Below are 23,236 nucleotides of genomic sequence, written 5' to 3'. Positions count from 1 at the left end.
TTTCATAGTTTCGCTGTATATTGGCGAATGGGAGACGGCTTCGGCCGTCTCTTTGCTTGTCTTTATTTCTTTTTTCATCATTTTGTGGTATCCTAAAAAGTGTTGTTTTTGAGAAGCATACAACGTTACATCGATAGAAGGTGTTTTTATGATTGATATTCCTGCGAACTGGGTGCAGAAAATCCAGAACATCGACTGGTCGAAAGTACAGGAGTCGGTCAAGGATTACGGTCCGGCCATCAAGGTACTGCAGCAGACGTGGTCAAAAGAATCTCTGCTGGAGATCAGTCAGGGAAAACTCTTTGTGCCGGACTCGGTCATCAACGAGGCAATTGCCAAGCGCATCCCCGAAGGCGGGCAGGTCACGGGCGTGACCATTAAATCGCACGCCAATGGCCGGATGGATATCCGCGCGGAGACGAAAAAAGTCGGTCCCGTGGAATTATCCGGCGAAATCAAGGAATTCGTCCATAACGGCGACAAGTCGTATGTGACGTACCGCGTGCGCAGCCGCAACATCCCGGAACACGGCCTGATGTCGTGGATTTTTTCGCGCATCTCGCTGTCGATGGCAGAGCGCATGGTCGGTCATATCGATATGCCGGACAATCTGCCGGTTTCCATCAAGCACAACACGATTACGGTGGATTACAGCCAGGTGCTCGCCGAATCCGACTTTGGCAGGACGGAGTATCAGGGACATAAGCTCACCGATATGATTGAGATTGAAGGGGCAACGCCAAAAGACGGCGGCATCGAGTTCGATACGCAGCTCAATGTGCCGGATGATGTCAAAAAAGCCCTCGTGGCTCTGCTCAAGGACAAAGAGACAGAACTTCAGTCGGAGCAGGACAGTCCGGCAGATTCGTCCGCTTCGTCTGACCAGCAAAGTGAAAACTAAAACAAAAAACGCAGTGAAAAGCAAAAAGAAGGGAGAGATTTTTTGAAGAAGTGTATCATGGCACTCACGGCAGTGCTCTGTACTCTCATGATGACGTTGGCCGTCATGCCGGCAGCGTCCGCTCATCACAAAACGCAGAAGGTCGAGAAGATCCTCTACATTCCGCATGACAATCGTCCAATTTCGGACAAGCAGACAGCGGAAGTTGTCAAGAAGCTCGGGTATGACGTAGTCGTGCCGCCGGATGATATGCTCGGCAGCCGCAGCGACCTCGGTCATCCCGATGAGCTCTGGAACTGGCTCAAGCAGAATGCACAGGATGCCGATGCTGCCGTTATTTCGTCGGACTCCATGCTCTATGGCAGTCTGGTCGGCTCGCGCAAGCACGAGTATTCGAAAAAAGAAGTGCTCGACCGCGTGGATAAATTCCAGACATTCCGCAAAGAATACCCGAAGATGCAGCTTTACGTCTTTGGCTCCATCATGCGCACGCCGCGTTCCGGCGAGGCTTCCGGTCATGAGGAACCGGGCTACTACCGCAACTACGGTGCCGATATTTTCCGCTATACGGCACTCAAGGACAAGCAGGAGATGGAGGGCCTGACGCGCCGCGAAAAGAAGGAATACGATTTCCTGCAGCGCTTGATTCCGAAGGCTTCTCTTAGCGACTGGATGGGCCGCCGCGAAAAGAATTTTGCAGCCAACGAAAAGATGATCCAGCTGACGCGTAAGAATACATTCAATTATTTCGTGCTTGGCCGCGACGATAATGCGCCGTATTCACAGACGCACCTTGAGAGCCGTCATCTCGCTGCTGAGGGCCAGGACCTCGGCAAGACGCGTTTTCAGGCCATGGCTGGCATCGACGAGATCGGTATGCTGATGCTGACACGCGCTGTCAACGATATCCGCCGCGATGTGCCGTTTGTCTACACCCGCTACAACTGGGGCAAGGGCGAATACACGGTGCCGTCGTACTCCGATGAAAAAATCGGCGATTCCATCGCTGCGGCCGTCACGGCTGCGGGCGGCATGATGGTCAAGTCGCCTGAGAAGGCTGACCTCGTGCTGACGGTTAATACGAACCCGAATGGCAAAACGTATGAAGCCAATGACCGCGAGAATGACGGCACGCCGCGCGAAGGCACGAAATACTTCGCCGATATCGTCAGTGATTACGTGAGCCGCGGTTATCCGGTCGGCATTGCCGATATCGCGTATGCCAACGGCTCCGACAATGCCCTGATGGATGAGCTGCGCGACCGCGGCCTGCTCTTCAAGATTCGCGCCTATGCCGGCTGGAATACGCCGACAAACAGCACGGGCTTTGTCATCGGCGAGGGCATGCTCGCGAAGGACATGACGAATGACGCTGTCGATGACCTGCTGCTCACGCGCTATCTCGATGACTGGGCTTATCAGGCCAATGTGCGCAACGTCATTGCACGCCAGCTGACCTGGCTGCGCGGCGATGGCGTCTACGGCAGCCTCGATTCGAAGACGGATGCCGTCGCAACGCGCTCGGAGCGCATGCTCACGCGCTTTGTCGAGGATAATCTGCCGCCAATCGATTCGCTGGCCAATATCGAAGTGCGTTTCCCGTGGAACCGCATGTTCGAATCGGATATCATCCATACGGCTGCTCAGGAAGTCAATTACTTCTCCAAAGAGTGAGCGAGTGAATAAAATAAAAATCCTGCACAAGCTTCTGCGAAGGGCTTGTGCAGGATTTTTTTATTTCTGGCTTTTGGCGGCGAGGAAAACATCGACGCCATGAGCTTCGAGTGTTTGAATCATTTGCGGTTCGGCCTGTGCATCGGTATAGACGGCACGCAGCTGTTCAAAGGGGAAAAGGAGCCCGGCTGCCTCGCAGCGGAATTTTTCGGATTCCGTCAGCACGATGATGCCGCGGGCCTGGGCTGCCATGGCCTGCGCGGCTTCGATGCGCAGGCGGTCGCTGCTCTTGACGCCGGTTTCATCGAAGCCGTCAATGCCGAGAAAAAATTTATCCACGCGGAAATTTCTCGCACAGAGGCCGACGAGCGGTCCGACCATGACCTGTGATTCGTTCTGGTAGCTGCCGCCTAAAAGGATGACGCGGGCGCCGTGAATCTTGCGGACAAAGCCGGCGACGAAGGCAGAATTGGTGATGATGGTGATATGACGGCAGCGTGTGCAAAGTTCTTCGGCGAGCAGGGTACAGCAGCTGCCGGATTCAATCATGACGGTTTCACCGGGCTGTACGCAGCGTGCGGCCCGTTCGGCAATGCGCTTTTTGTTCTCATAGTGAAAAAAGAGGTGATGGCCGATATCATCACTCATGACCATGCTGGCAAAGCCGTGCTCGCGTTTTAAAAGGCCCTGATGGGCGAGCAGGTTTAGGTCCTTGCGGACTGTGACTTCCGAGACTTTGAGCAGGCGGGCAAGTTCCGTCACGGACACGCGTTTTTCCCGGCTGATGATGTCAAGGAGATTCGTATGGCGGGGATTCATGAACATCTTCCCTTCTCAAACAAAAAGCCCCTCTTGCTCTAAAGGTGCAGGGCAAAAGGAGCTGTGCGGTCAAATCAAATTATTTTAGGCGTTTTCTTTGCGGAATTTGTCCATGAACTCCGCGAGGGCGACAGCGCCTTCATACGGCATGGCATTGTAGATCGAGGCACGCATGCCGCCGACACTGCGATGGCCTTTGACGCCGCTGAGCTGATGCTCGAGAGCTTCGGCCACGAATTTCTTCTCAAGTTCCTCGTTCGGCAGGCGGAAGGTGACGTTCATGAAAGAACGGCTTTCTTTGTCGGCATGGCCGCGGTAGAAACCGTTCGAGTTGTCGATGGCATCGTAGACGACCTTTGCCTTCTTGATGTTGCGGCGTTCCATTTCCTCGAGGCCGCCCTGTGCCTTGATCCAGGCAGCAACCTTGCCGACCATGTAGATGCAGAAAGCAGGCGGCGTGTTGTAGAGCGAATCCTTCTTGTAGAACGTGCTGTAGCGGAACATCGTCGGCAGTTTTTCCGGGCTGTTTTCGAGCAGCGATTTCTTGGCGACGACGAGAACGACACCGGCAGGGCCGAGGTTCTTCTGTACGCCTGCGTAGATGAAATCGAATTTGTGGAAATCAACCGGACGCGAGAGCATGTCAGAAGACATATCGGCAAAGAGAGGCACGCCGTTCGTCTCTGGGACGTAGTGATACTCCGTGCCGTAAATCGTGTTGTTGTAGCAGACGTGGACATAAGCGGCATTCGGGTCAATCTTGAGCTCGTCCTGCTGCGGTACATGATGGTAGCCCGTCTCCTTGCTCGAAGCGATGATTTCACCGACGCCGAGGTGCTCGGCCTCTTTGTAAGATTTCTCCGCGAAGCTGCCCGAGAGAACGTAGCTGCCCGGATGCTCCTTCGTGGCGAAATTCAGCGGGATCATTGCGAACTGCTGGCTGGCACCGCCCTGGCAGAACAGGACTTCGTAGTCATCGCCGAGGCCCATGAGCTCTTTGATGTCTTTCTTTGCCTGCTCGTGAACAGCGGCATACGCCGGTGCACGATGGCTGATTTCAAGAATTGACATACCAGTGTGATTGAAGTTCAAAAACTCTGCCTGTGCTTCTTTGAGTACCTCGAGCGGCAGGGTTGCCGGACCCGGGTTGAAATTATAGACGCGACCTGCTTCCATGAAAAAACCTCCCAAAACCTCTTGTAATCTTGAATTTTGTTGAATCTGCTTGTTTTTAACGGACTTGTCTTTGGAAATCAGTCCGGTTTGCGGGCCTGTCCATGTCTTGTGGACAGGCTCGCGTTTTTTATATTCTAGCGCGAAAAAAACAGAAAAGCAAGCAGAAAAATAAAAACTGTTTTTTCTGAGCAGACACTTGACGGCAGAAAGTGGATGGCATATAATACACATATGCACGAAAAATGCAGACAATGCAAAATTGCAAAATGAAAAGCAAAGGCGAAGATGGGGAAGCCGGGAAAGAGACCCTTTTAGAGAGCTGACGGCCGGTGCAAGTCAGCAGGGTATTTTGAGGTTCCGCCCCGGAGCAGCTGATGAAAGTCAGACGGGTACGCCCGTTAAAGCGTCGAGAGAGAGGCCTTGCCTCACTTGGGTGGCACCACGGAATCAAAGCGTTTCGTCCCAAATCGGGACGGGCGCTTTTTTAGTTTATCAGGTATGATGAAGAGGAGAGAAAAACATGAAAGTTTTAGCAGCAGATGGTATTTCGCCAAAAGGAATTGAGCTTCTGCAGAAGGAGTTCGAGGTCGTTGTCAAGGACAAACTGCCGGCAGAGGAACTTTTGGAAATCATTCCGGAGTTTGATGCCATCATCGTGCGTTCGGCATCGAAGGTGACGGCAGAGGTCATTGACCGTGCCAAGAACCTCAAGATTATCGGCCGTGCCGGTGTCGGCGTCGACAATATCGATATTCCGGCCGCTACGGCCAAGGGCATCATCGTCATCAATTCCCCGGGCGGCAACACGATTGCGGCAACGGAGCACACGATGGCCATGATGCTCGCGATGTCCCGCAACATCCCGATTGCCAACGAGACGATGCATAAGGGCGAATGGAACCGCAAGAAATACGTCGGCGTTGAGCTGCGCGGCAAGACTTTAGGCGTTGTCGGCATGGGCCGCATCGGCTCGGGCGTTGCCAAACGCGCCATGGCTTTCGACATGAACGTGCTCGCTTATGATCCTTATATTAATGAAGAGCGTGCGAAAGCTCTCGGCGTCAAAATCGCTACCTTTGACGAAGTCATCGAGAACTCGGATTTCATCACGGTGCACATGCCGCTGACAAAGGAAACGAAGGGCATGATCGGCATGGAGCAGATGAAGAAGATGAAGAAGGGCGTCCGCCTCGTCAACTGCGCCCGCGGCGGCATCATCGACGAAGCGGATCTCGCCGAAGCACTCAAGCAGGGCCTCGTGGCAGGCGCGGCCATCGATGTTTACACGAGCGAGCCGCCGGCTGAAAAAGGCAATCCGCTGCTCGAGGCTCCGAACATTGTCCTGACGCCGCACCTCGGTGCCTCGACCGTTGAGGCCCAGATCGGTGTTTCGGTCGATGTAGCCAAGGGCATCATCGCTGCCCTGCACGGTGAGCCTGTGGCTACGGCCGTCAACATGGCGCCGGTTTCGCCGCAGGTCATGCGCGTCATCGCGCCGTACCTTACGCTGGCGGAACGTCTCGGCGGCACGGTCGTCGGCCTCGCCGACGGCCCGATTGAATCCGTCGAAGTCACGTACAACGGCGAGATTACGGAAGTCAATACGGGGCTTCTGACGACGGCCGTCATCAAGGGCATCCTGAATCCGGTCATGGAGAATGAAGTCAACTATGTCAATGCACCGGGCCTTGCCAAAGAGCGCGGCATCAAGGTTTCGGAGCGCAAGGAGCGCGAGGCCGAGAATTTTGCCAACCTCATCACGGTCGATGTCGTCGCCGGCGGCAAGAAACTTTCCGTACAGGGCACGCTGTTCGGCACACAGGGCCGCATCGTCCGCATCAATAAATTCCGCGTCGATGTTGACCCGCATGCGCGCATCCTCATCTGTCCACACATCAACCGTCCTGGCGTCATCGGCACGGTCGGCACGCTGCTCGGCGGCAACGGTGTCAATATCTCGGCCATGCAGGTCGGTACGACGGAGGAAGAGGGCAAGAACCTCATGGTTCTGACGGTCGACAACGATATCCCGCCAGCTCTTCTCGAAACGGTCAAAGCCCTCGATGGCATCTTCGACGCCAAGCTCGTCAATTTCTACGAAATCTAAATAAGATCTTCCTATATAATATAGGAAGAAATAAAAAAACTGCTGTTAGTACAGCAGTTTTTTTTGATGGCTTTTATGCGTTTAGAGTATCTTCGCCGCTGATTTTGTCGGGCAGGAGCAGCGAGAGAGCAAGACAGATGATGACGGGCAGCAGCCACGCAAGACCGCTTTCGTGCAGGGGCAGGCTGCCCGTGATGGAAGCGGCAAAGGAAAGCCCTGCAAACTGGCGCAGTATGTCCAAAAGCGATACAAGAGCCGCAGCAAAAGCGGCAAGGCGCATGCCAGTACGCGAGAGCTTTACGAATTTGTTCAGGATCGTCATGAGGACAATCGTGATGGCAATGGGATAGAGGAAAAGCAGCAGGGGAAGGGAGACCTTGATGATCTCGTTCAGGCCGAGATTAGCGAGCAGGAAACTCACGAGGCTGATGGCCGTCACATATTTTTGGTAGGACATAAAAGGAAATTCCCCATAGAAGAATTCTGCCACAGCGGCAATGAGCCCTACGGTTGTCGTGAAACAGGTCAGGGTAATCATAACGGCGAGAAAATACATGCCTGCGGGCCCGAAAAGATGCAGGGAAGTCTCAGAAAGCACATAAGCGCCGAGGTTGATATGGGCATTGCTGTAGATTTCGGGAGCAATGGGAAAGTGATTGCCGAGCAGGGCAAGTCCGAGATACAGGGCCCCCATGAGCAGCGTAACGGCAAGTCCCGCCATCCAGATGCAGAAATAATGCTCCCTGGCCGAACGGAAGGAGAGACGGCGCATCTCGTTTAGGGCAATGATGCAGAATGCGAAGGAAGCCAGCGTGTCCATCGTATTGTAGCCTTCGATGAAGCCGGTGCCAAATGATGCTTCAGCGTATTTGCCAAGCGGGGCCGGCAGTGTGGTATTCGTATAGGTGCAGAGACCGGCAATCGTCAGCACGACGATGAGCAGGACGAAGATTGGCGTCAGCACTTTGCCGAGTCGGGCGAGAAGTTTGGAAGGCGTGATGGCCAGCCACCAGCCAAAGGCAAAGTAAAGGCTGGTAAAAATGGCCAGAGGCAGAGTGCCGTCGCCCGTGATGGGCAGTACGCCGATGGAAAAAGAGGTAGCGGCCGTGCGCGGGATGGCCATCAAAGGTCCGATGGAGAGGTAGATGAGTGAGAGAATGAGCAGCGAGAAAAATGGGGAGAGTTTGCGGCTCATCTCCGCACGGAAGCCGCCGCTGTTGAACGTGCCGATGATCAGGGCGATCACCGGCATGCCGATACCGGAGAGCAGGAAGCCCAAAATGGCTGGTCCGAACATCGTGGCGGACTGAAAGCCAAGGGAAGGTGGAAAAATCAGATTACCGGCGCCGAAGAACATGCCGAACAGAAGCAGCCCAATCTGCAGTCCTTTTTTCGTCATAAAGCAAATTCTCCTTTCCAGAGATTGAAAAAATATATGCGGTGTAGATTGTTCTATTCTATAAGATTTTGCTGTGCTTTGTCAATTGAGAGAAGACAATATAAAAAAATCAACCTGTTTTGTCCTTCCTGAATTGATTTATGCGATATTTCTGGCATGTACTATGTATACAAGAGTAAAAATATAGAATCATCATCGAAACATCCATTAAGTATACATGCATACAATTTGCAATATATGTAAACCTGCGCTATAATAAATCCACGGATGGAGGAATGACGTATGTATATGAAAGATATGCTTATGATGAGAATTAAATTGATTGCTTTGAGCCAGATTCGGAATATCGAAGATTCCGTCAAAAGGAATCCGATGGCTTATCGCAAAGATACAATGGAATACTGCGACGCCATGTATGATATCATCGCCAGCATGTCCCGTGAACGTCTCACGCGCATCGTCGTACCGATTTATGAGAACTACGAGGAAATGGGCATGGCGGATGACCGCTATGTGGCCGATTCCCTGATGATGATTGTTTTGGCACTTTACCAGAACGAGATTGGCGAAGAAAATATTTACGACCTTGGCTGGACGAGCTACATTGAAGATTTCTTCCGCGTCCAGACGGCGACTGCCTGAATCTTTGAATCGTAAGGGCATGTTATGGATTTTAAATTTTAATCAAAAGTAAAGGAAAGCTCCTGCTCAGGCAGGAGTTTTTTTATTGGGCGCGAAGTGTGTAAGGAGAAAACAAAATAGAAGAGGAGGCGATTTTCTTGCCGATGTACAGAAAATCTCTGCTGATTCTGCTCCTTATCGTCGCAGCAGTGGCAGGAGGAACGTATTATGGCTGTTATACGCAGGATAAAGAGACGATTCAGCTTGATGCGGCGGCAGGCAGCAGCGGGACGCAGCAGGATCTTCCTGAAGTAACAGTCTATGTGACAGGTGCGGTGAACAAGCCGGGTGTCGTGACCGTAAGAGACGGGGCGCGCACCATGGATGCCGTCAACGCCTGCGGCGGGCTGCTGCCAACGGCTGACAGCGGGCAGATCAACATGGCACAGGTGCTGAAGGACGGGCAGCAGGTCCGCATTCCGGAGAAGAAGGGAGAATCTGCAGCAGCGAACAAGCAGACAGCGGGACAAAGCAGCGCGAAAAACGCGGCTGCAGCAGCTGTCGTCAATATCAATACGGCATCGGCTGAGGAGCTTGACACGCTGCCGGGCATTGGCCCTGCCATGGCAAAGCGCATCATCGAATACCGTGAGACAGAGGGCAGCTTTGCAGCCCCCGAGGACCTCAAGAAGGTCAGGGGCATTGGCGAGGCAAAGTTCCAGAAACTCAAAGACAAGATCTGTATCTGACCTTAGACCTTAATGGGAGGCGGCTATGAAGACAGGACAATATCCCGTTCTTTTTCTCGCCGGCCTGCTGCTGATGCTGGCTGCGGGAATTGCTGTATCGTATTTCCATCCTTATTTAGGGAATCTGGGAGATTTTTGGGGGTTCGGTGTATCTTTCTGGCTGATGCTGGGACTGCCGGTATTCCTGCTGGCGGTATGGATGACCTGGCACAGCAGCCGCTTTTGCTGGCTGCCTTTGCTGCTGCTCTTTTTCCTCTGCGGGATTTTTCGCCTGCAGAGCAGCATGTCCCTGTCGGAACATGATATTTCACGATGGGCAGAGCAGCCTAAACAGGAAATCCGGCTCAGCGGGACGCTGCTTGAGGAGCCGCGCTGGCAGAGCGTGCTGGCGCCCGATGGCAGCATGTTTTATAAGGTGCGTTATCTCGTGCAGGCAGAAAAAGTCAAGTCCGGCGGCCAGTGGCAGGCAGCTTCAGGCAAATGCTATGTCTATGCCAGAACGACGGCAAAAGAGGAAAAGGCCCGCATCGGTGACGGCCTGACGGTGGGCGGGACGGTCCGAAGGCCCCATGGCTATCAGAATCCGGGACAGATTGATACGGAGCTGCTGCTGCGCGCCGACGGGATTACCGCTCTTTTGACAGCGGGCAAGGGAACTGTCCATATAGAACAGAGGGATGCCTGCCCTCTGGAACGGTTCGTCGCCGACTGCCGCCGCCATTACCGGCAGAGCATGGAAAACGTCATGCCAAAGGAAGATGCGGCTGCTGTTTTTGCCATGCTGTTTGGCGGCTATGAGGGCATTGAGCCGGAACTCATCGAGGATTTTCAGACGACGGGCATCGTGCACATTCTGTCGGTCTCGGGCTCTCATATCAGCCTTGTCGCGGCCGTCATGCTCTGGCTGGCTTCCATGCTGCGCCTGCCGCGTGCCATTTCTGCTGTCCTCGTGCTCGGCAGCATTGCCTTTTACAGCATCCTCGCGGGCTGTGTTCCCCCTGTCATCCGCTCGGCGCTGATGGGCAGCTTGAGTTTTCTGGCACTGGCCTTTGGGCGCGAGCGCGAGTCGCGCTATATCCTGCTGCTGACAGGGATTTTCATGCTGATGTGGCAGCCGCTGCTGCTCTTTCATATCAGCTTTGAACTCTCCTATCTGGCAACGGCAGGACTGATCTTTTTGGCACCGGTGCTGTACCGCTGGGGAAGGCAGAGGGGGATTCCTTCCTTTATGGCGATGGGATTGGCCATCACGGCTGCAGCGCAGCTGGCCTCCCTTCCCGTGCTGCTCTGGTATTTCGGGCAGGTATCCCTGTCTTCCCTGCTGGCCAATCTCTTGGTCGTGCCCATCTTGGAGCTCATGATTGTCTTGGGGCTGTTTGCCGGCATTGCGGCGTTTTTTCTGCCGTTTCCCGGTCATCTCATCTTTGCGTTTGACAGCCTGCTCTTAGGCGTGGCGGCAGAGCTTGCGCATGTACTGGCTAAAATTCCCGGAGGCCTTCTGTATCTGCCGGCGATGAAATGGCAGCTTTGTCTGCTCTATTATTTTCTGCTGGGCTTTTTGCTGTTTTGCTTCTGCCGGCGCGATTTTGTCCGGACGCATCTTTATCCGTACAGGCGGCAGGCAGCGGCTGTTTGTTTATCCCTGTTTCTTGTCTATGGGCTGTCGCAGCTGCTGGCCACGCGCGAAATGGCCGTGCATTTCCTCGATGTCGGGCAGGGAGATGCCGTCCTCGTCGTGACGCCGCATGGCAGGGCCATGATGTTTGATACGGGCGGCACGCGCGACGGCAGTTTTGACATCGGCAGCAAGGTCGATGTGCCGTACCTTCTGCATCACGATGTCCACGCGCTCGATGCCATTTTTCTTTCGCATGCACATGAGGACCATGCGCAGGGCTGCAGCGGCATCCTGAAAAAAATACCCGTCGAGCGTGTCTATATGGCGAAAGAGGGCCTGGATGCTTACGCGCGCAGTCTGCAGCTCAGCGATGCTGACCCCGTGCTGCGGAAATTCCAGACGGCAGAAGAAGGCCATGCGTTTATGCTTGACGGTGTTAAAGTAGAGGTGCTGTTTGCTCCGCCAAAGCCGTCCGGCGGCGGTACGGGCAATGAAGTGTCAAATGTTTACCGCGTTTCGTATGGCAGGGCCAGTTTCTTGTTTACGGGCGACCTTGTCAAAGAGCAGGAAGCAAAGCTCATCGCCACAGGAAAAAATCTGCATGCCAATGTCCTGAAGGCCGGTCATCATGGCTCCGCGACGTCGAGCTCAGAGGCTTTTCTGGAAAACGTGGCCCCGTCATACGGTGTTTTCTGTGTGGGCTTTGAAAATTCGTTCGGCCATCCCAAGCCGGAAATCGTGCAGCGCTATCAGGAGCATGGCATACGGACCCTGCGCACGGACCGGGATGGGGCTGTCGTCTTTCATACCGATGGGAAGACCATGCGCGTGGAGACCTATGCGGATACAAAGATTTTGAGGTGACGTTATGGAATTTGAAGAACTGAATCCGGCGCAGAGAGAAGCCGTACAGGACCTGCAGAACAATATCCTGCTCCTCGCACCGGCCGGCACGGGGAAGACAAACACGTTGGCCTGCCGCATTGCCAATATCCTGGAGCAGAAACGTGCGGAACCAGAGGAAATCCTCTGCCTGACGTTCACGAATAAGGCCTGCCGCGAAATGAAGGAGCGCATTGTCATGCGGGCTGGTGAGGCCGGCAGGCGCGTCATCGTCAAGACATTCCATGGCTTTTGCTACGACGTCATCAAGACCGAAGCCAAGCGTCATTCCGACCTTTTTGCGGATTTTACGATTTTTGATGAGACCGACTGCTTGGGAATTGTGCGCGAGCTCCTTGAGGAGAAATGGCCCGAACGGTCCGTGCAGTCCCTGATTGCCGGCCTGAAGTCGGCGAGAACGGCTTATCATCTTGAATCCGGAGACGATGAAGCGGATTATCAGGAAGCACTCAGACGTCTGATGCAGGAACACCCGGAAGCGGTCCGCAAACTGTCCACGGATGAACACTATCAGTTCTATCGGCAGCTCTTTGAGGGCTGGCAGGTCTGGGGGCCGCATGTCACGGCTCTCTATGATGCAAGGCTGCACGATATCCACGGCCTTGACTTTACGGACCTCATCGTACAGGCAGATGCCTTGTTCCGGCAGGACGAAATTGCGACGAAATGGGCGCGCCGCTTCCTTTATATCAATATTGATGAGGTGCAGGACACGAGTGAACTCGAGTACAGGATCATGGCCCGCATCTTTGGCTGCAGTCGTCTGCTGCTCTGCGGCGATTATTTTCAGACGATTTACGAATGGCGCGGTTCACACCCCGAGACGGTCCTGCGCGCTTATCAGCGGGACTGGCAGCCGCGCCGCCTGGTCCTGACGGAAAATTATCGTTCCACGCAGGTCCTTTTGAGTGCGTCCTTTGCCTGCCTGCAGCAGCTTTTTCCCGAGCGCGTTTCGGCGCTTTATCCCGAGGGGCTGCATGCCGTAAGTCCTGAGTACGGTCCGCCCATTGTCCTCAAGGGCGCTGTCAGTTTTCAGGAAGAAGCACAGTGGATTTATTATACGATTCAGCAGCTGGGCGTCAAGGATTACAGCAGTGTCTGTGTCCTGACGCGCAGCAACCGCTATAATAAGGACCTCTCTTCGTATTTTCGGAGCTTTGGCTGTCATTTGCCCGACAAAGAGCGGCTGCCGTTCATGCTCATTGATGAGGTCAAATTTTACAGGCGTCAGGAAGTCAAGGATGTACTGGCCTTTCTGAAGCTCATCCTCAATCCGCATGATACGGCAAGTTTTGTGCGTATCCTCAACCGTTTCGGCAAAGGCATAGGTCCGGGGACAATCCGCAGGATATCGCAGGAATCGTATCGCAGGGCAGGCATCCGCATCACGGATTATCTCGACGATGATGCGCGCCGCACGGGCGACCCGTTTGCGGTGCTGCTGAAGGCTTTGGACGAAGACAATGTCGTCGTCTTTGATGTCGAAGCGACAGGTGTGGACCCGACGCGCGATGAGATCATCCAGATTGCGGGGATAAGGCTCAGCCGCGATGGCAGCGTCAAGGCGGAGTTCAAGCGCCTCTTGAGAGCTGCGCGTTCTGTGGGCGACAGCGTGCGCGTTCATCATATTGAAGATGATATGCTGCAGCAGGAAGGGCAGGAACCTGCACAGGTGCTTCGGGATTTCTGCGAGTTTGCCAAAGACGCGGTCATTGTCGGGCATAATGTCACCTATGACCTCAGCATCCTCGGCAGTGAACTCACGCGTCTCGGACTGCCGCAGCTTAAATACCGCCGCTACTATGATACACTTGACATTTTTCGGCGCTTTTATCCGAACCTGCCGAACCATAAACTCGAATATCTCGGCGAGTTTTGCAAGGTATCACACCGTTCCACGCACGATGCCATGGATGATATCTGTGCAACTTCGGAAATCCTGCTGTTTGCCGTGGAGCATAATATAAAGCCCTATGCAGAGGACCGCCGTGCCTTTATGGCGAAATGGCAGGTACTCTTTACGGATATGGCAGAGAAAATATCTTCTTTCCGGCGGGATGCCGAAGTGATGCGGCCGTGGCAGCTGATTGGCCAGATCGTCGTCAAGACGCAAATGGATGACTATTATAGGCGCAGAAACGAAGAAACGCGCATCGAAAATCTGCGGGACCTCTTTCGTCAGGCACGTGATATGGACGAAAAGGAAGTCAGGCCCCTCGATGCCCTTCTGCGCTTTCTCAATTATACCGTCCTCTCCAACACGAACCTCGATGCCCTGACCAAGCGTCAGCAGATTCCCATCATCACCGTGCATCAGGCCAAGGGTTCGGAATTTGACTATGTCTTTGTTGCGGGACTTCAGGAAGGAAATTTTCCGGGACTGCAGGCCGAGAAGAATGATACGATGGATGAAGAGGCACGTCTCTTTTACGTGGCCATCACGCGGCCGAAAAAACAGCTTTTCTTGTCCTGGTGCCAGTCACAGCGCGGCCATTACACGCATATGAGCCGTTTTTTGCGCACGCTGCCGCGCCGCTATGTACAAAATGTCTGAATGCTAAAGCACGCTGCCTGTTTTTGTCAGGCAGCGTGCTTTTTTGTATGGGAGGATTTGTGTTATAATTTTTTAGAAACACTTTGCAGAAAGGGGCGTAAACCGGGTGAAATTCACAGAGTTCATGGGGAATATCCGTAAACAGGAACTGCCGCATGTGTTCCTGCTGTCAGGAGAAGAACATTATTATATCGATAAGGCGAAAGAGGCCATACTAAGCCGTTTGTTCCCTAAGGGGCAGGGGAGTGAAGATGCCCTGCAGAAGGCCGATGGCGATATGGAACTTTCTGCGCTGCTCGCAAATATTGAGTCCGTTCCTTTTTTTGCGGACAAGAACGTCATTTTGCTGAATGGCACGAATCTCTTCCGCGACAGCAAACAGGCGGGCGGCGACAGCAAGGAACTCGATGAACTCATCCGGCTGCTCGGGGATATGCCGCCTTACAGTTATGTCGTATTCATTGCCCCGTATAAGGCCGACAAGCGGCGCAAGCTTTACAAGGCCGTCAATAAGGCCGGCCTGATCCTTGAGGCAGAGCCCCTGCGTGCCTGGAATATTGGCGAATGGCTGCAGGGAAAGCTGAGGTCTCTCAATAAAGATATGGACCGTGAGGCTTATGCCTATTTTGCCGGAGCTGTCAGCATGATGCAGCAGATTTCCCTCGCGTATCTTGACAAGGAGTTTGACAAGCTCGCGCTGTTCAGCAAAGAACGCCATATTACGAAGGCCGAGCTCGTTGAGGTTTTTTCAGGGCTGCCGGAAGTCTCAGTCTTTGCCCTGCTTGATGCCATCAGTGCGCGCGACAGTAAAAAAGCCCTGCTGCTCCTGCACCGTCAGCTTGCGGACGGCACGTATTTCACGGTGCTCGTGGCCTTGTTGACACGTCATGTGCGTCAGCTCTGGCAGGCAAAGGAACTAATGAAAAAGGGCATTCGCGGCAAAGCGCTCGCGAAGCCCTTGGAGCTCAATCCCTTTATTGCCGAAAAACTCGGCCGTGCGGCTGCAGCTTTTCCGGAGCCTGTACTCAAACGCGCCATGCTCATGCTGATTGGCGCCGACTATACGCTGAAGACGGGGCAGGCCGGCAATGAAGTCCTTGAAGAGGCGGTCATCACCCTCTGCAAAGGAAAGGATTGATTCATATATACGGAATTATTTCGCTGCTTTCTGCGGGAACGGCGCAAAAATTGTGCAGATGGCGGCAAGCGGCAGCGTCAGTGACGACAGCAAAAGGGCCTGCGTCAGGCCAATCTGGTCACCGAGGGCAGCCGTGATGGCCGTGCCGAGGCTGCCGAGACCAAAGGAGAAGCCGAGCATCATGCCCGAGGCCATGCCTTCACTGCCGGGCATGGCACGCTGTGCCCAGACGAGGGAACTCGGCTGCGGTGCGAGCAGCAGGGCGCCCGTCAGGAACAGTGCGATGAGGGAAAGCGGTTCGTTGCCCGGATTCAGATAGAAGTAGACGGTCGGGAAAATCGAGAGGGCTAAAGAAATGATGATGATGCGCTTATGGGCGAAGCGGTCGCCAAGATAGCCGCCAATCAGGCCGCCCACGGTGCAGCCAACGAGGAAAAGCGTCAAAAGCGTGCCGGAGAGAAGTCCCGAGTAGCCATGCGAGACGAGCAGCAGCGGCAGGAGCGTCGACATCGAGACATGCGTGCAGCAGCGCAGTCCCATGGCAATGTTCAGGCGCAGGATAGAAGCATTCTGGAAGACTTCGCTGAGATGGAAGACCTTGGCTTTTGCCTTATCGGCAACGGTCGAATACTGCGTGAGGCCGCTCTTGAGGCAGATGAAGGCAAAGAGAAAGCCCGGCACCATGAGCCATGGCAGATCCTCCATCGAGAAGCGATTGAGGAAGGCGATGACGATGATCGGCGCGAGCGCATAGCCGAGATTGCCGCCCGCGATGTAATACGACATGGAACGTCCCTGCCGTTCCGATGGTGCTGTCTTGGCTACGAGTGTCGAGCCGAGCGGGTGGAAGCCCGAAACGGAAAGACCCGTGAATGCGATGAGCAGGAACAGCATGAATTTCGTCGAAATCAGGCCAATCGAGCAGATGCAGACGGCGCCGAACGGGATGACGGGAATCAGCAGGCGGCTGAGATTGTGCCGGTCCATGATGTAGCCGAAGACCGGCTGCATCATATTGCTCGTGATGGAGAGCACCATGACGAGGAGACCGCTGACGGTCAGGGAAATGCCGAGCTTCGGCATGATGATCGGCAGCAGGATGGGCAGGAAGTTGCAGTAAAAATCATTGAGGAAATGGCCGGTGCTCAGGAGCAGCGTGCCGTCCTTTCTGGCAGTTAACTTGACATTGGCGGTTAATTCGCTTGACATGAAAAAGTCTCCTTTGAATTTTTTGCCTGTATTAGATACGGCTGCTCTTGTCTCCCATGGCCCGCAGCAGCCGCTTGATGGGCAGCAGGCGCAGGATGATGCAGCAGATGATGAATTCCGGAATCAGGTAGCTGGCATTGAAGACGAGCGAATAGACGAGCGGGTTCATGCCGGCCGGTGCATACGAGGCGAAGAAGACCACGCCGGAAATCAGGTGGCAGAGGAAACGCGCGAGAAAGGCGAGAGCCGTGCCGCGGTAAATATGCTCGCGCCAGAGGCCGGCAAGGCCCATGGCCATATACGGCAGCGGATAGTCGAAGAGCACCTGTACGGGATGCACGATGAAAGGGTCCTGTATGATGTTGATGAGGCCGTAGAGAAAGCCCGCCAGAGCGCCGATGCCGGGACCATAGCGGTACGAGAGCAGCAAAAGAGGCACCATGGCACCGAGTGTCACACTGCCGCCCTGCGGCATATGGAAAATGCGAATTTGGTGCAGCACAATCGTCAGCGCGAGCATCAGCGCGATATCGATGAGCGTGCGCGTTGTCAGATGGATATGACGCGTATAAAGTCCGCCTAAAATCAACAGCAAAGTGCCAAGCATGGCAAAGTCGGCTGTCGGCGACGCAAGAAGTTCAGACATAAAAACACTTCTTTCTATATAAATTACATAAACAACATACCGTAATACAGCAGAGCGGATTGCCTGCAGCGCCTTATATTGTAGCAAATGTTACTGTGGAATACAAGGTATTGTGTTACGATGAAAACATGAAACAGGAGGATGATAGATATGGGAAAATGGGCCGTCATTTATTCGTCGGTTACGGGCAATACAAAGAAAATCGCAGAAGCCATCGCGGAGCAGGCCGGAGATGCTGACGTGTTCCGCGTGCAGGATGCACCGGAGGACCTTTCCGGCTATGAGGTTGTAGCACTTGGCTACTGGCTGCGCCTCGGTCAGCCGGACCCTCTGATGCTCAAATATCTGCCGAAGGTCCATGATGCTCAGGTCATCTTCTTTCAGACGCACGGCACGGCGCCGACGAGCGAACACGCCATCACGAGCTTTGCGCGCGCCGGCTATTTTCTTGGCCCTGACTGCACGATTCTCGGCACGTTCGGCTGCCGCGGCAAGATCAATCCGGCCATGCTCAAGAAGCGCCAGAATGCAGGCCCCGATGACCCGCACGGCGGTCCGAAGAGCATGGAGCGCTGGAAACTCGCCTCGACGCATCCCGATGAACAGGATATCGCGGATGCCAAAGACCTCGTGGAGCGCATGAAGCATAAAATGGTCATGCGCCAGCGCTTCCTCGCGAAAAAAGCGGCGAAACTCGCTGCACTGCAGAAGAAAGCATAATATAGTATTCCATAATTTTATTAGAAGCCAGATTCCTTAAAATAGGGAGTCTGGTTTTTTGTTTCCTTTTTTTAATGAATCGTTCATTCCTTATTGTTAAGGTGGATTTTTCGTTGCATTTGTAGTATTATTAAAACAAAATGATTTTAATCATTTATATTAAGCGATAGAAGAATGGAATAAAGGTGGTGAAGACGGATACATGCGTATGACACGACGGCGCCGCAGGGCATGGCTCAGACGGTGCAAAGAGCAGAATGAAGATTGTGCAGGGTCAAGGTATGGAAGCCGTCTTTCTTTACGCCGTTTTCGCGACCGGCAGAGACGGCAGCGTCAGCTGCGTCAGTCTCTGGCCTGTCTGTCAGCAGGTTCCTTATGCCTGCTGCCTTTTCTTCATTCCCGCGCTTTGGCGTCCGGCAGCCTGCAGCCGTGGACACAGTCACAGGAAGACCTTAAGGAACTCAGCCAGACGAGTCATGAACATCATGAAAGACAGAGACTGGCAAAAGAAAAAGACCGGAACGCTCAGGCAGAAAAGCAGGCCCAAAAGGAACTGGCCGCAGCGCAGCAGCATCTTGAGATGTGTCAGACGGAGCTGAGAATCTATCAGGAAACGCAGTTTCACAATCAATTGATTGAAGAAAGGCGCGCTTACTGGCAGCAGGAAACGGCAAAAGCGGCCGCGGCGCGTGATAAAGCGGAACTTTTTCTGACCGATAAACAGGTCCGGGCCCTTGAAATCGAGCGTCAGCTCAGGGCCTTGGACAAGCGAAATACCGTCAGGATGGGCATGTCCTATGCGTCATGGTCCGGCCGTTCTTCATGGCCTGCCGGTGCCGATAAGGGCAGCCAGCTTGTCTGGCCGCTGGCAGCATCATATGCAAAAGATGGTTTTGCGGTCAAGGCGGCAGGCGGTTTTTTATGGCAGCATCAGCAAAATGAGGAAGGGTTCGGCAAAGACTTTGCCAGTCTGCTGGATCTGGAAACGGAAACTTCCTTTGAACCTGCGCATTCCGGACCGCGCGGCCTGCGCTATATTCTGGGGCTTCGCCTGCCGACGGGCAGGACGCAGTCCGTGCGTGATTTGGTCCCCGATGGCCTTGGTACCATAGATTATGTTCATCGCGGCTGGGAAGTCACGCCGGGCATGGAATTTTCTTATCATTATACGAAGGATGACGTCCTGAAAACGCGTTTTGACATCACGGTACCGGGGCATTATCGGGCACCGGCTTTGCAGGGGTGGCAGCCGGATGTTCATCCCGGCAATCGTTACCGCCAGTCCCTTGCTTACCTGCACAGCGGCGCTGCTTCCTCTTATATGCTGAAGGCCGTGTGTATGACAGAGGAAAAGAGCGAAATCGGGAATCTCCGCTATCGTCCCGGTACCCAGACTCTTTTCGGAGGGTATGCAGAGCATTACGTGTCTTCCCGTGATGCCATGCAGGCTTATGCGGCTTCCTTCCGCCAGCTGGCCGGCCGTTACAGCACGGATTTTTCTGGGTTCACAGGTCTTGAGGCAGGGGAAGATGGCCGCTGCAGCGGCATTCTTTACGGACTTGGCTGGCGTCATGAAGAAAATCCTTTCTTATTATATTATGCCAGAGCCTCTTATATGAAAATGGGAGGTACGCGCATCGAACCTTCCCGCTATTTGCTGCAAAAGGATGTGAGGCGTTGGTCGGGCGTACTTGGCATGGAGCGGCTGCTTCGCGAAGACTTGAGTTTGGGCGCAGAGCTTTCCTATTATAAACAGAACGATGGGATACAGGGAGACAGCCATGGCTGGCAGTCTTTCGTCATGCTGCAGAAGCTTTTTTGAGAAAAGACGGACGCAGGGGAATGGATGAAAAGAGATTCACACGAGGGGATTGATGGTTGATGAATAGAAAGAAGTGGATTTGGTATCTGCCGCTGGTGACCGCTGCCATCAGCGTGATGCCGTCCTCTGCCATGGCAGCACCCGTGGCGGACGAATGGGTATATGAAGATTTAGAGCAGCTTGCCGGAGCAGGGTATCTCGAACTTCCCCCAGGGGACCTGCATCAGCTGAGCCGCAAAGACCTCGCTGCTTTGGTCGGCAAAGCGATGGACCGGATGGAGTCTTATGAGGGAACAAGCCTTGCCGATGAATACGGCCGCGTGACGAAGCTGCTCGTGGAAGATAAAGTCCAACTCGGGCTGGCCAAAGAGCAGCTCGAAGCTGCCGGCAAAATCTTTCGCCAGCGGGAAAGAGAGGCACGGCGCGATACGGATGCCCTGGCACGCCAGTCCCTGCGCGGCAACAACCGCCTTGAAGTCATGGAGCCCCTGCAGAAACGGGCTAAGGAAAGCCAGATGCGGCTGCAGGGAGCGGCGCGCGACTTTGCGATTGCACGCCAGCGTGCCCTGCGCCGTCAGCGCATGGCCGACGAACTCGAGCAGAGACAGAATGATATCATGGCGGCCATGACAGGGGCATCGTCAGGCACAGGACCGCTGCCGCAGAGCTCTTTGCCAGCCGGCACAGCTGGCATGACTGGCACGTCCGGCATAAATGGTTCGGCTGCGTCCCCTCAGAGTGCAGGGCTTTTGCGCGACAGCTCTGCTCAGGATGCGGACGCGATGGCGCGTCTTTCGGCCCTGCGCACGGAATTTGTCAGCGAGCTGGACGAAGCGGGGGCTCTTGACAAGCAGAATGCGCATCTGGCAGACGACCTTCCGGTCAAGGATGTTCAGCGTCCGAGGCTGCGTATCGATAGCGAGGTACGTCTGTCGGATGGCAAATCTACAGGAGACCGGGATGAATACCGCTACCACAATTCGGAACTGCGCCTGCGCGTTTATCCGGATTACAACATCGACGGCAACTGGCATGCAATCGGCATGGTGGAAGGCAAGAAGGAATTCGGCAGCCGCAAGGACAAAGATGACGAAAAACTGCGTCTGGACCGGTATTACCTTGAGGGCCATGTTGGGCTGGCCAAGGTCGATGCCGGGGCCTTTGGTTCCCTGATGGCCGAGGGCAATATCTACGACAGCAAGTTCAAGGGCATACGCATTGAGGGAGGTGTGCCTGTAAAATACGCTTTTGAATACGGCCAAGCGAATGATACGGACAAGGCCTGGGATGCTACGGCCGATTATGTGCAGCCAACTTACAGCATCGGCGCGGGCGTCTACCGCTTTGAGGGCGGCTACGATAAAGACAATGTCGTCCGCGATGGCAAACAGAGCATCGCCATGGCCAATGTCCATAAGCTCGTGGGCAGTATTGACCTCGGGGCCATGGTCCTTTACGGCAAGGACCGCGGGCATGATGGCACAGGGTACGTCATCTCGGCGGCAAACGGACAGGAGCAGAGCTGGAAGCCGCGCAGCCGCAGCTGGTGGCTCAAATACTATTATCAGCCGTATGAGACGTATTACTCGCATACGATGAACGGCACGGCCGATTTTATGCGCAAGTATGGCGGCTTCAAGGGCTGGGGGGCCGGATATTCGTACACCCTGAGCAAAGACTGGCTCTTTAATCTCGAGTACTATCATCTCTGGGATCTCGATGGGCACAAGGCCAGCAATACCATCTGGGGCTCACTGACCACGTATTTCAAGAATTATGAAGACTGACTGAGTAAGAGAAGATACCGATACAATACAGAATATATTCATAACAAGGGGACGATAGAAATGATGGGGGCAGTAGAAAAATTAAAGGCACGGCAGACGGCATTGGCTGTCGTCGGCCTCGGTTATGTCGGCCTGCCTTTGGCTGTTGCATTTGCCAGACACTTCGAGGTAATCGGCTTTGACCTGAATGAGGAAAAAATTGCCTGTTACCAAAAGGGACATGATGTCACGGAAGAAGTCGGCGATGCTGCTCTTCGCGAGGCCAAGGTGAAATTTACGTCAGATGCTTCTGAACTTGCGCAGGCCTCTTTTATCGTGGTGGCCGTGCCGACGCCTGTTCATGATGATAAGACACCGGACCTCGGCCCTGTGACAGCGGCAAGCCACAGCGTGGGCCGAAATCTCCAAAAGGGCAGTATCGTCGTGTACGAGTCCACGGTTTATCCGGGGGTTACCGAAGATGTCTGCAGGCCCATCCTCGAGCAGGAATCCGGACTTTGCTGCGGGCATGACTTTAAGATTGGCTATTCACCGGAACGCATCAATCCGGGCGACAAAAAGCATCGTCTGGCACAGGTGACAAAAATCGTGTCAGGCTCCGATGAAGAGGCTCTGTCTGAGATTGCAGCCGTTTATCAAAATGTTGCGCCATCCATCTACCGCACGTCAAGCATCAAGGCAGCAGAAGCGGCCAAGCTCTCGGAAAATGCCCAGCGCGATGTCAACATCGCGTTCATGAATGAGCTTTCGCGTTCGTTTCACCGCATGGGCATTGACACAGAAGATGTCGCCCGGGCCATGGATACGAAGTGGAATTCGCTGCATTTCCGCCCGGGGCTCGTCGGCGGGCACTGCATCGGTGTCGACCCTTATTATCTGATTCATCAGACAGAACGTCTGGGGGGCCACACGCCACTGACTCTGGCCGCACGGCAGACGAACGAGGGTATGAGTGCCTTTGTGACCGGCAATATCGTGCGCGAGCTCATTCGGCAGAAAATCGATGTAGCTCATGCGCGCATTGTCCTTTTCGGCATGACTTTTAAAGAGAACTGTCCCGATACGCGCAATTCCCGGGCTGTCGATATTTACCACCAGCTCGAGAGCTATGGAATTTCACCGCTGGCCGTCGATACGCGGGCCGAGGCAGCGTCATTTGTCAGAGAATTTGGCATAAAATTGCGGCCGCTGAACGAGATTCAGGAAGCGGATGCTCTTGTTTTCCTCGTGGCGCATCAGGAATTTCGGGAGCTGACGATGGCAGAACTGCAAAAAATGGCAAGGCCCTGTGGAGAAGGCCGGCCCGTGCTCGTCGATGTGAAGCATATCTTTAATAGGAAGGAAGCCGGGCGGGCTGGCTTTGCCTATTGGGGCCTTTGAGCCCTGGAAGAAG

At 54.2% G+C, this 23,236-nt stretch carries 17 protein-coding genes; 12 read left to right on the top strand and 5 right to left on the bottom strand.

Annotated elements, in window-relative coordinates:
• Positions 1–148: 148 nt before the first annotated feature.
• Both ACE419_RS01725 and ACE419_RS01720 read left to right on the top strand, forming a co-directional pair.
• Positions 149–901: a hypothetical protein gene (locus ACE419_RS01725; protein WP_435720817.1), complete on the top strand. Its 753-nt coding sequence runs from the start codon at positions 149–151 to the stop codon at positions 899–901.
• Between the two features lie 87 nt (positions 902–988).
• The gene (locus tag ACE419_RS01720; RefSeq protein ID WP_435720974.1) at positions 989–2,575 is read left to right on the top strand and encodes a DUF4127 family protein; all 1,587 of its coding nucleotides are present in this window, start codon (positions 989–991) and stop codon (positions 2,573–2,575) included.
• A 60-nt stretch (positions 2,576–2,635) separates the two neighbouring features.
• Here ACE419_RS01720 and ACE419_RS01715 read toward each other — a convergent pair whose 3' ends face one another.
• Entirely contained in the window at positions 2,636–3,400 is a 765-nt protein-coding gene (locus tag ACE419_RS01715; RefSeq protein WP_435720816.1) for a DeoR/GlpR family DNA-binding transcription regulator, read from the bottom strand.
• 78 nt (positions 3,401–3,478) lie between these two features.
• Positions 3,479–4,570: a 3-phosphoserine/phosphohydroxythreonine transaminase gene (serC, locus tag ACE419_RS01710; RefSeq protein WP_435720815.1), complete on the bottom strand. Its 1,092-nt coding sequence runs from the start codon at positions 4,568–4,570 to the stop codon at positions 3,479–3,481.
• A gap of 520 nt (positions 4,571–5,090) precedes the next feature.
• Between serC and serA the strand changes: the two genes are divergently transcribed.
• Positions 5,091–6,677, top strand: a complete 1,587-nt coding sequence (serA, locus tag ACE419_RS01705; protein WP_295633565.1) for a phosphoglycerate dehydrogenase — start codon at positions 5,091–5,093, stop codon at positions 6,675–6,677.
• Positions 6,678–6,750: 73 nt separating this feature from the next.
• On the opposite strand, the gene brnQ is transcribed toward serA, so the two are convergent.
• Positions 6,751–8,076 (bottom strand): branched-chain amino acid transport system II carrier protein, encoded by a 1,326-nt coding sequence (gene brnQ / locus ACE419_RS01700; protein ID WP_432647259.1) that lies wholly within the window; start codon positions 8,074–8,076, stop codon positions 6,751–6,753.
• Between the two features lie 303 nt (positions 8,077–8,379).
• Between brnQ and ACE419_RS01695 the strand changes: the two genes are divergently transcribed.
• The 5 genes from ACE419_RS01695 (at position 8,380) to holA (ending at position 15,659) form a co-directional block, all read left to right on the top strand.
• Positions 8,380–8,718, top strand: a complete 339-nt coding sequence (locus ACE419_RS01695; RefSeq protein WP_435720814.1) for a hypothetical protein — start codon at positions 8,380–8,382, stop codon at positions 8,716–8,718.
• 137 nt (positions 8,719–8,855) lie between these two features.
• Positions 8,856–9,446 (top strand): ComEA family DNA-binding protein, encoded by a 591-nt coding sequence (locus tag ACE419_RS01690; RefSeq protein ID WP_435720813.1) that lies wholly within the window; start codon positions 8,856–8,858, stop codon positions 9,444–9,446.
• 25 nt (positions 9,447–9,471) lie between these two features.
• Complete coding sequence (locus ACE419_RS01685) at positions 9,472–11,928, top strand: DNA internalization-related competence protein ComEC/Rec2 (protein WP_435720812.1); 2,457 nt, start codon at positions 9,472–9,474, stop codon at positions 11,926–11,928.
• Between the two features lie 4 nt (positions 11,929–11,932).
• Positions 11,933–14,521, top strand: coding sequence for a 3'-5' exonuclease (locus ACE419_RS01680; protein WP_435720811.1), 2,589 nt, complete (start codon positions 11,933–11,935; stop codon positions 14,519–14,521).
• A 106-nt stretch (positions 14,522–14,627) separates the two neighbouring features.
• Positions 14,628–15,659, top strand: coding sequence for a DNA polymerase III subunit delta (gene holA, locus ACE419_RS01675; protein WP_435720810.1), 1,032 nt, complete (start codon positions 14,628–14,630; stop codon positions 15,657–15,659).
• A 15-nt stretch (positions 15,660–15,674) separates the two neighbouring features.
• Here holA and ACE419_RS01670 read toward each other — a convergent pair whose 3' ends face one another.
• Positions 15,675–16,868 carry an MFS transporter gene (locus ACE419_RS01670; RefSeq protein ID WP_435720809.1) on the bottom strand — a complete coding sequence of 398 codons (1,194 nt, stop codon included), beginning with the start codon at positions 16,866–16,868 and terminating at the stop codon, positions 15,675–15,677.
• Positions 16,869–16,899: 31 nt separating this feature from the next.
• Positions 16,900–17,514, bottom strand: a complete 615-nt coding sequence (gene thiT, locus ACE419_RS01665; protein WP_435720808.1) for an energy-coupled thiamine transporter ThiT — start codon at positions 17,512–17,514, stop codon at positions 16,900–16,902.
• A 150-nt stretch (positions 17,515–17,664) separates the two neighbouring features.
• Here thiT and ACE419_RS01660 point away from each other — a divergent pair, with 150 nt between their 5' ends.
• From ACE419_RS01660 to ACE419_RS01645, 4 genes are all read left to right on the top strand, one after another.
• Positions 17,665–18,234, top strand: a complete 570-nt coding sequence (locus ACE419_RS01660; protein ID WP_435720807.1) for a flavodoxin family protein — start codon at positions 17,665–17,667, stop codon at positions 18,232–18,234.
• Positions 18,235–18,436: 202 nt separating this feature from the next.
• On the top strand, positions 18,437–20,056 hold the full coding sequence (locus tag ACE419_RS01655; protein ID WP_435720806.1) for a hypothetical protein: 1,620 nt from the start codon (positions 18,437–18,439) through the stop codon (positions 20,054–20,056).
• 56 nt (positions 20,057–20,112) lie between these two features.
• A complete protein-coding gene (locus ACE419_RS01650) occupies positions 20,113–21,843 on the top strand; it encodes a translation initiation factor IF-2 (RefSeq protein WP_435720805.1) in 1,731 nt (576 codons plus the stop codon).
• A gap of 63 nt (positions 21,844–21,906) precedes the next feature.
• Positions 21,907–23,223, top strand: a complete 1,317-nt coding sequence (locus ACE419_RS01645) for a nucleotide sugar dehydrogenase (RefSeq protein ID WP_435720973.1) — start codon at positions 21,907–21,909, stop codon at positions 23,221–23,223.
• Positions 23,224–23,236 lie beyond the last annotated feature (13 nt).

The sequence above is a fragment of the Mitsuokella apri genome (assembly GCF_047974105.1).
GTDB lineage: Bacteria > Bacillota > Negativicutes > Selenomonadales > Selenomonadaceae > Mitsuokella.
The sequence above is the reverse complement of the archived record's forward strand: the minus strand, read 5'-3'. Positions and strand labels throughout refer to the sequence as shown.

Bases quoted from the DNA above. Each gene is read 5' to 3' on its own strand.
- ACE419_RS01725 (WP_435720817.1), top strand. From the start codon at position 149: ATGATTGATATTCCTGCGAACTGGGTGCAGAAAATCCAGAACATCGAC.
- thiT (WP_435720808.1), bottom strand. From the start codon at position 17,514: ATGTCTGAACTTCTTGCGTCGCCGACAGCCGACTTTGCCATGCTTGGC.
- serC (WP_435720815.1), bottom strand. From the start codon at position 4,570: ATGGAAGCAGGTCGCGTCTATAATTTCAACCCGGGTCCGGCAACCCTG.
- ACE419_RS01655 (WP_435720806.1), top strand. From the start codon at position 18,437: ATGCGTATGACACGACGGCGCCGCAGGGCATGGCTCAGACGGTGCAAA.
- serA (WP_295633565.1), top strand. From the start codon at position 5,091: ATGAAAGTTTTAGCAGCAGATGGTATTTCGCCAAAAGGAATTGAGCTT.
- ACE419_RS01695 (WP_435720814.1), top strand. From the start codon at position 8,380: ATGATGAGAATTAAATTGATTGCTTTGAGCCAGATTCGGAATATCGAA.
- ACE419_RS01715 (WP_435720816.1), bottom strand. From the start codon at position 3,400: ATGTTCATGAATCCCCGCCATACGAATCTCCTTGACATCATCAGCCGG.
- ACE419_RS01670 (WP_435720809.1), bottom strand. From the start codon at position 16,868: ATGTCAAGCGAATTAACCGCCAATGTCAAGTTAACTGCCAGAAAGGAC.
- ACE419_RS01660 (WP_435720807.1), top strand. From the start codon at position 17,665: ATGGGAAAATGGGCCGTCATTTATTCGTCGGTTACGGGCAATACAAAG.
- brnQ (WP_432647259.1), bottom strand. From the start codon at position 8,076: ATGACGAAAAAAGGACTGCAGATTGGGCTGCTTCTGTTCGGCATGTTC.
- ACE419_RS01680 (WP_435720811.1), top strand. From the start codon at position 11,933: ATGGAATTTGAAGAACTGAATCCGGCGCAGAGAGAAGCCGTACAGGAC.
- ACE419_RS01685 (WP_435720812.1), top strand. From the start codon at position 9,472: ATGAAGACAGGACAATATCCCGTTCTTTTTCTCGCCGGCCTGCTGCTG.
- ACE419_RS01720 (WP_435720974.1), top strand. From the start codon at position 989: ATGATGACGTTGGCCGTCATGCCGGCAGCGTCCGCTCATCACAAAACG.
- ACE419_RS01645 (WP_435720973.1), top strand. From the start codon at position 21,907: ATGGGGGCAGTAGAAAAATTAAAGGCACGGCAGACGGCATTGGCTGTC.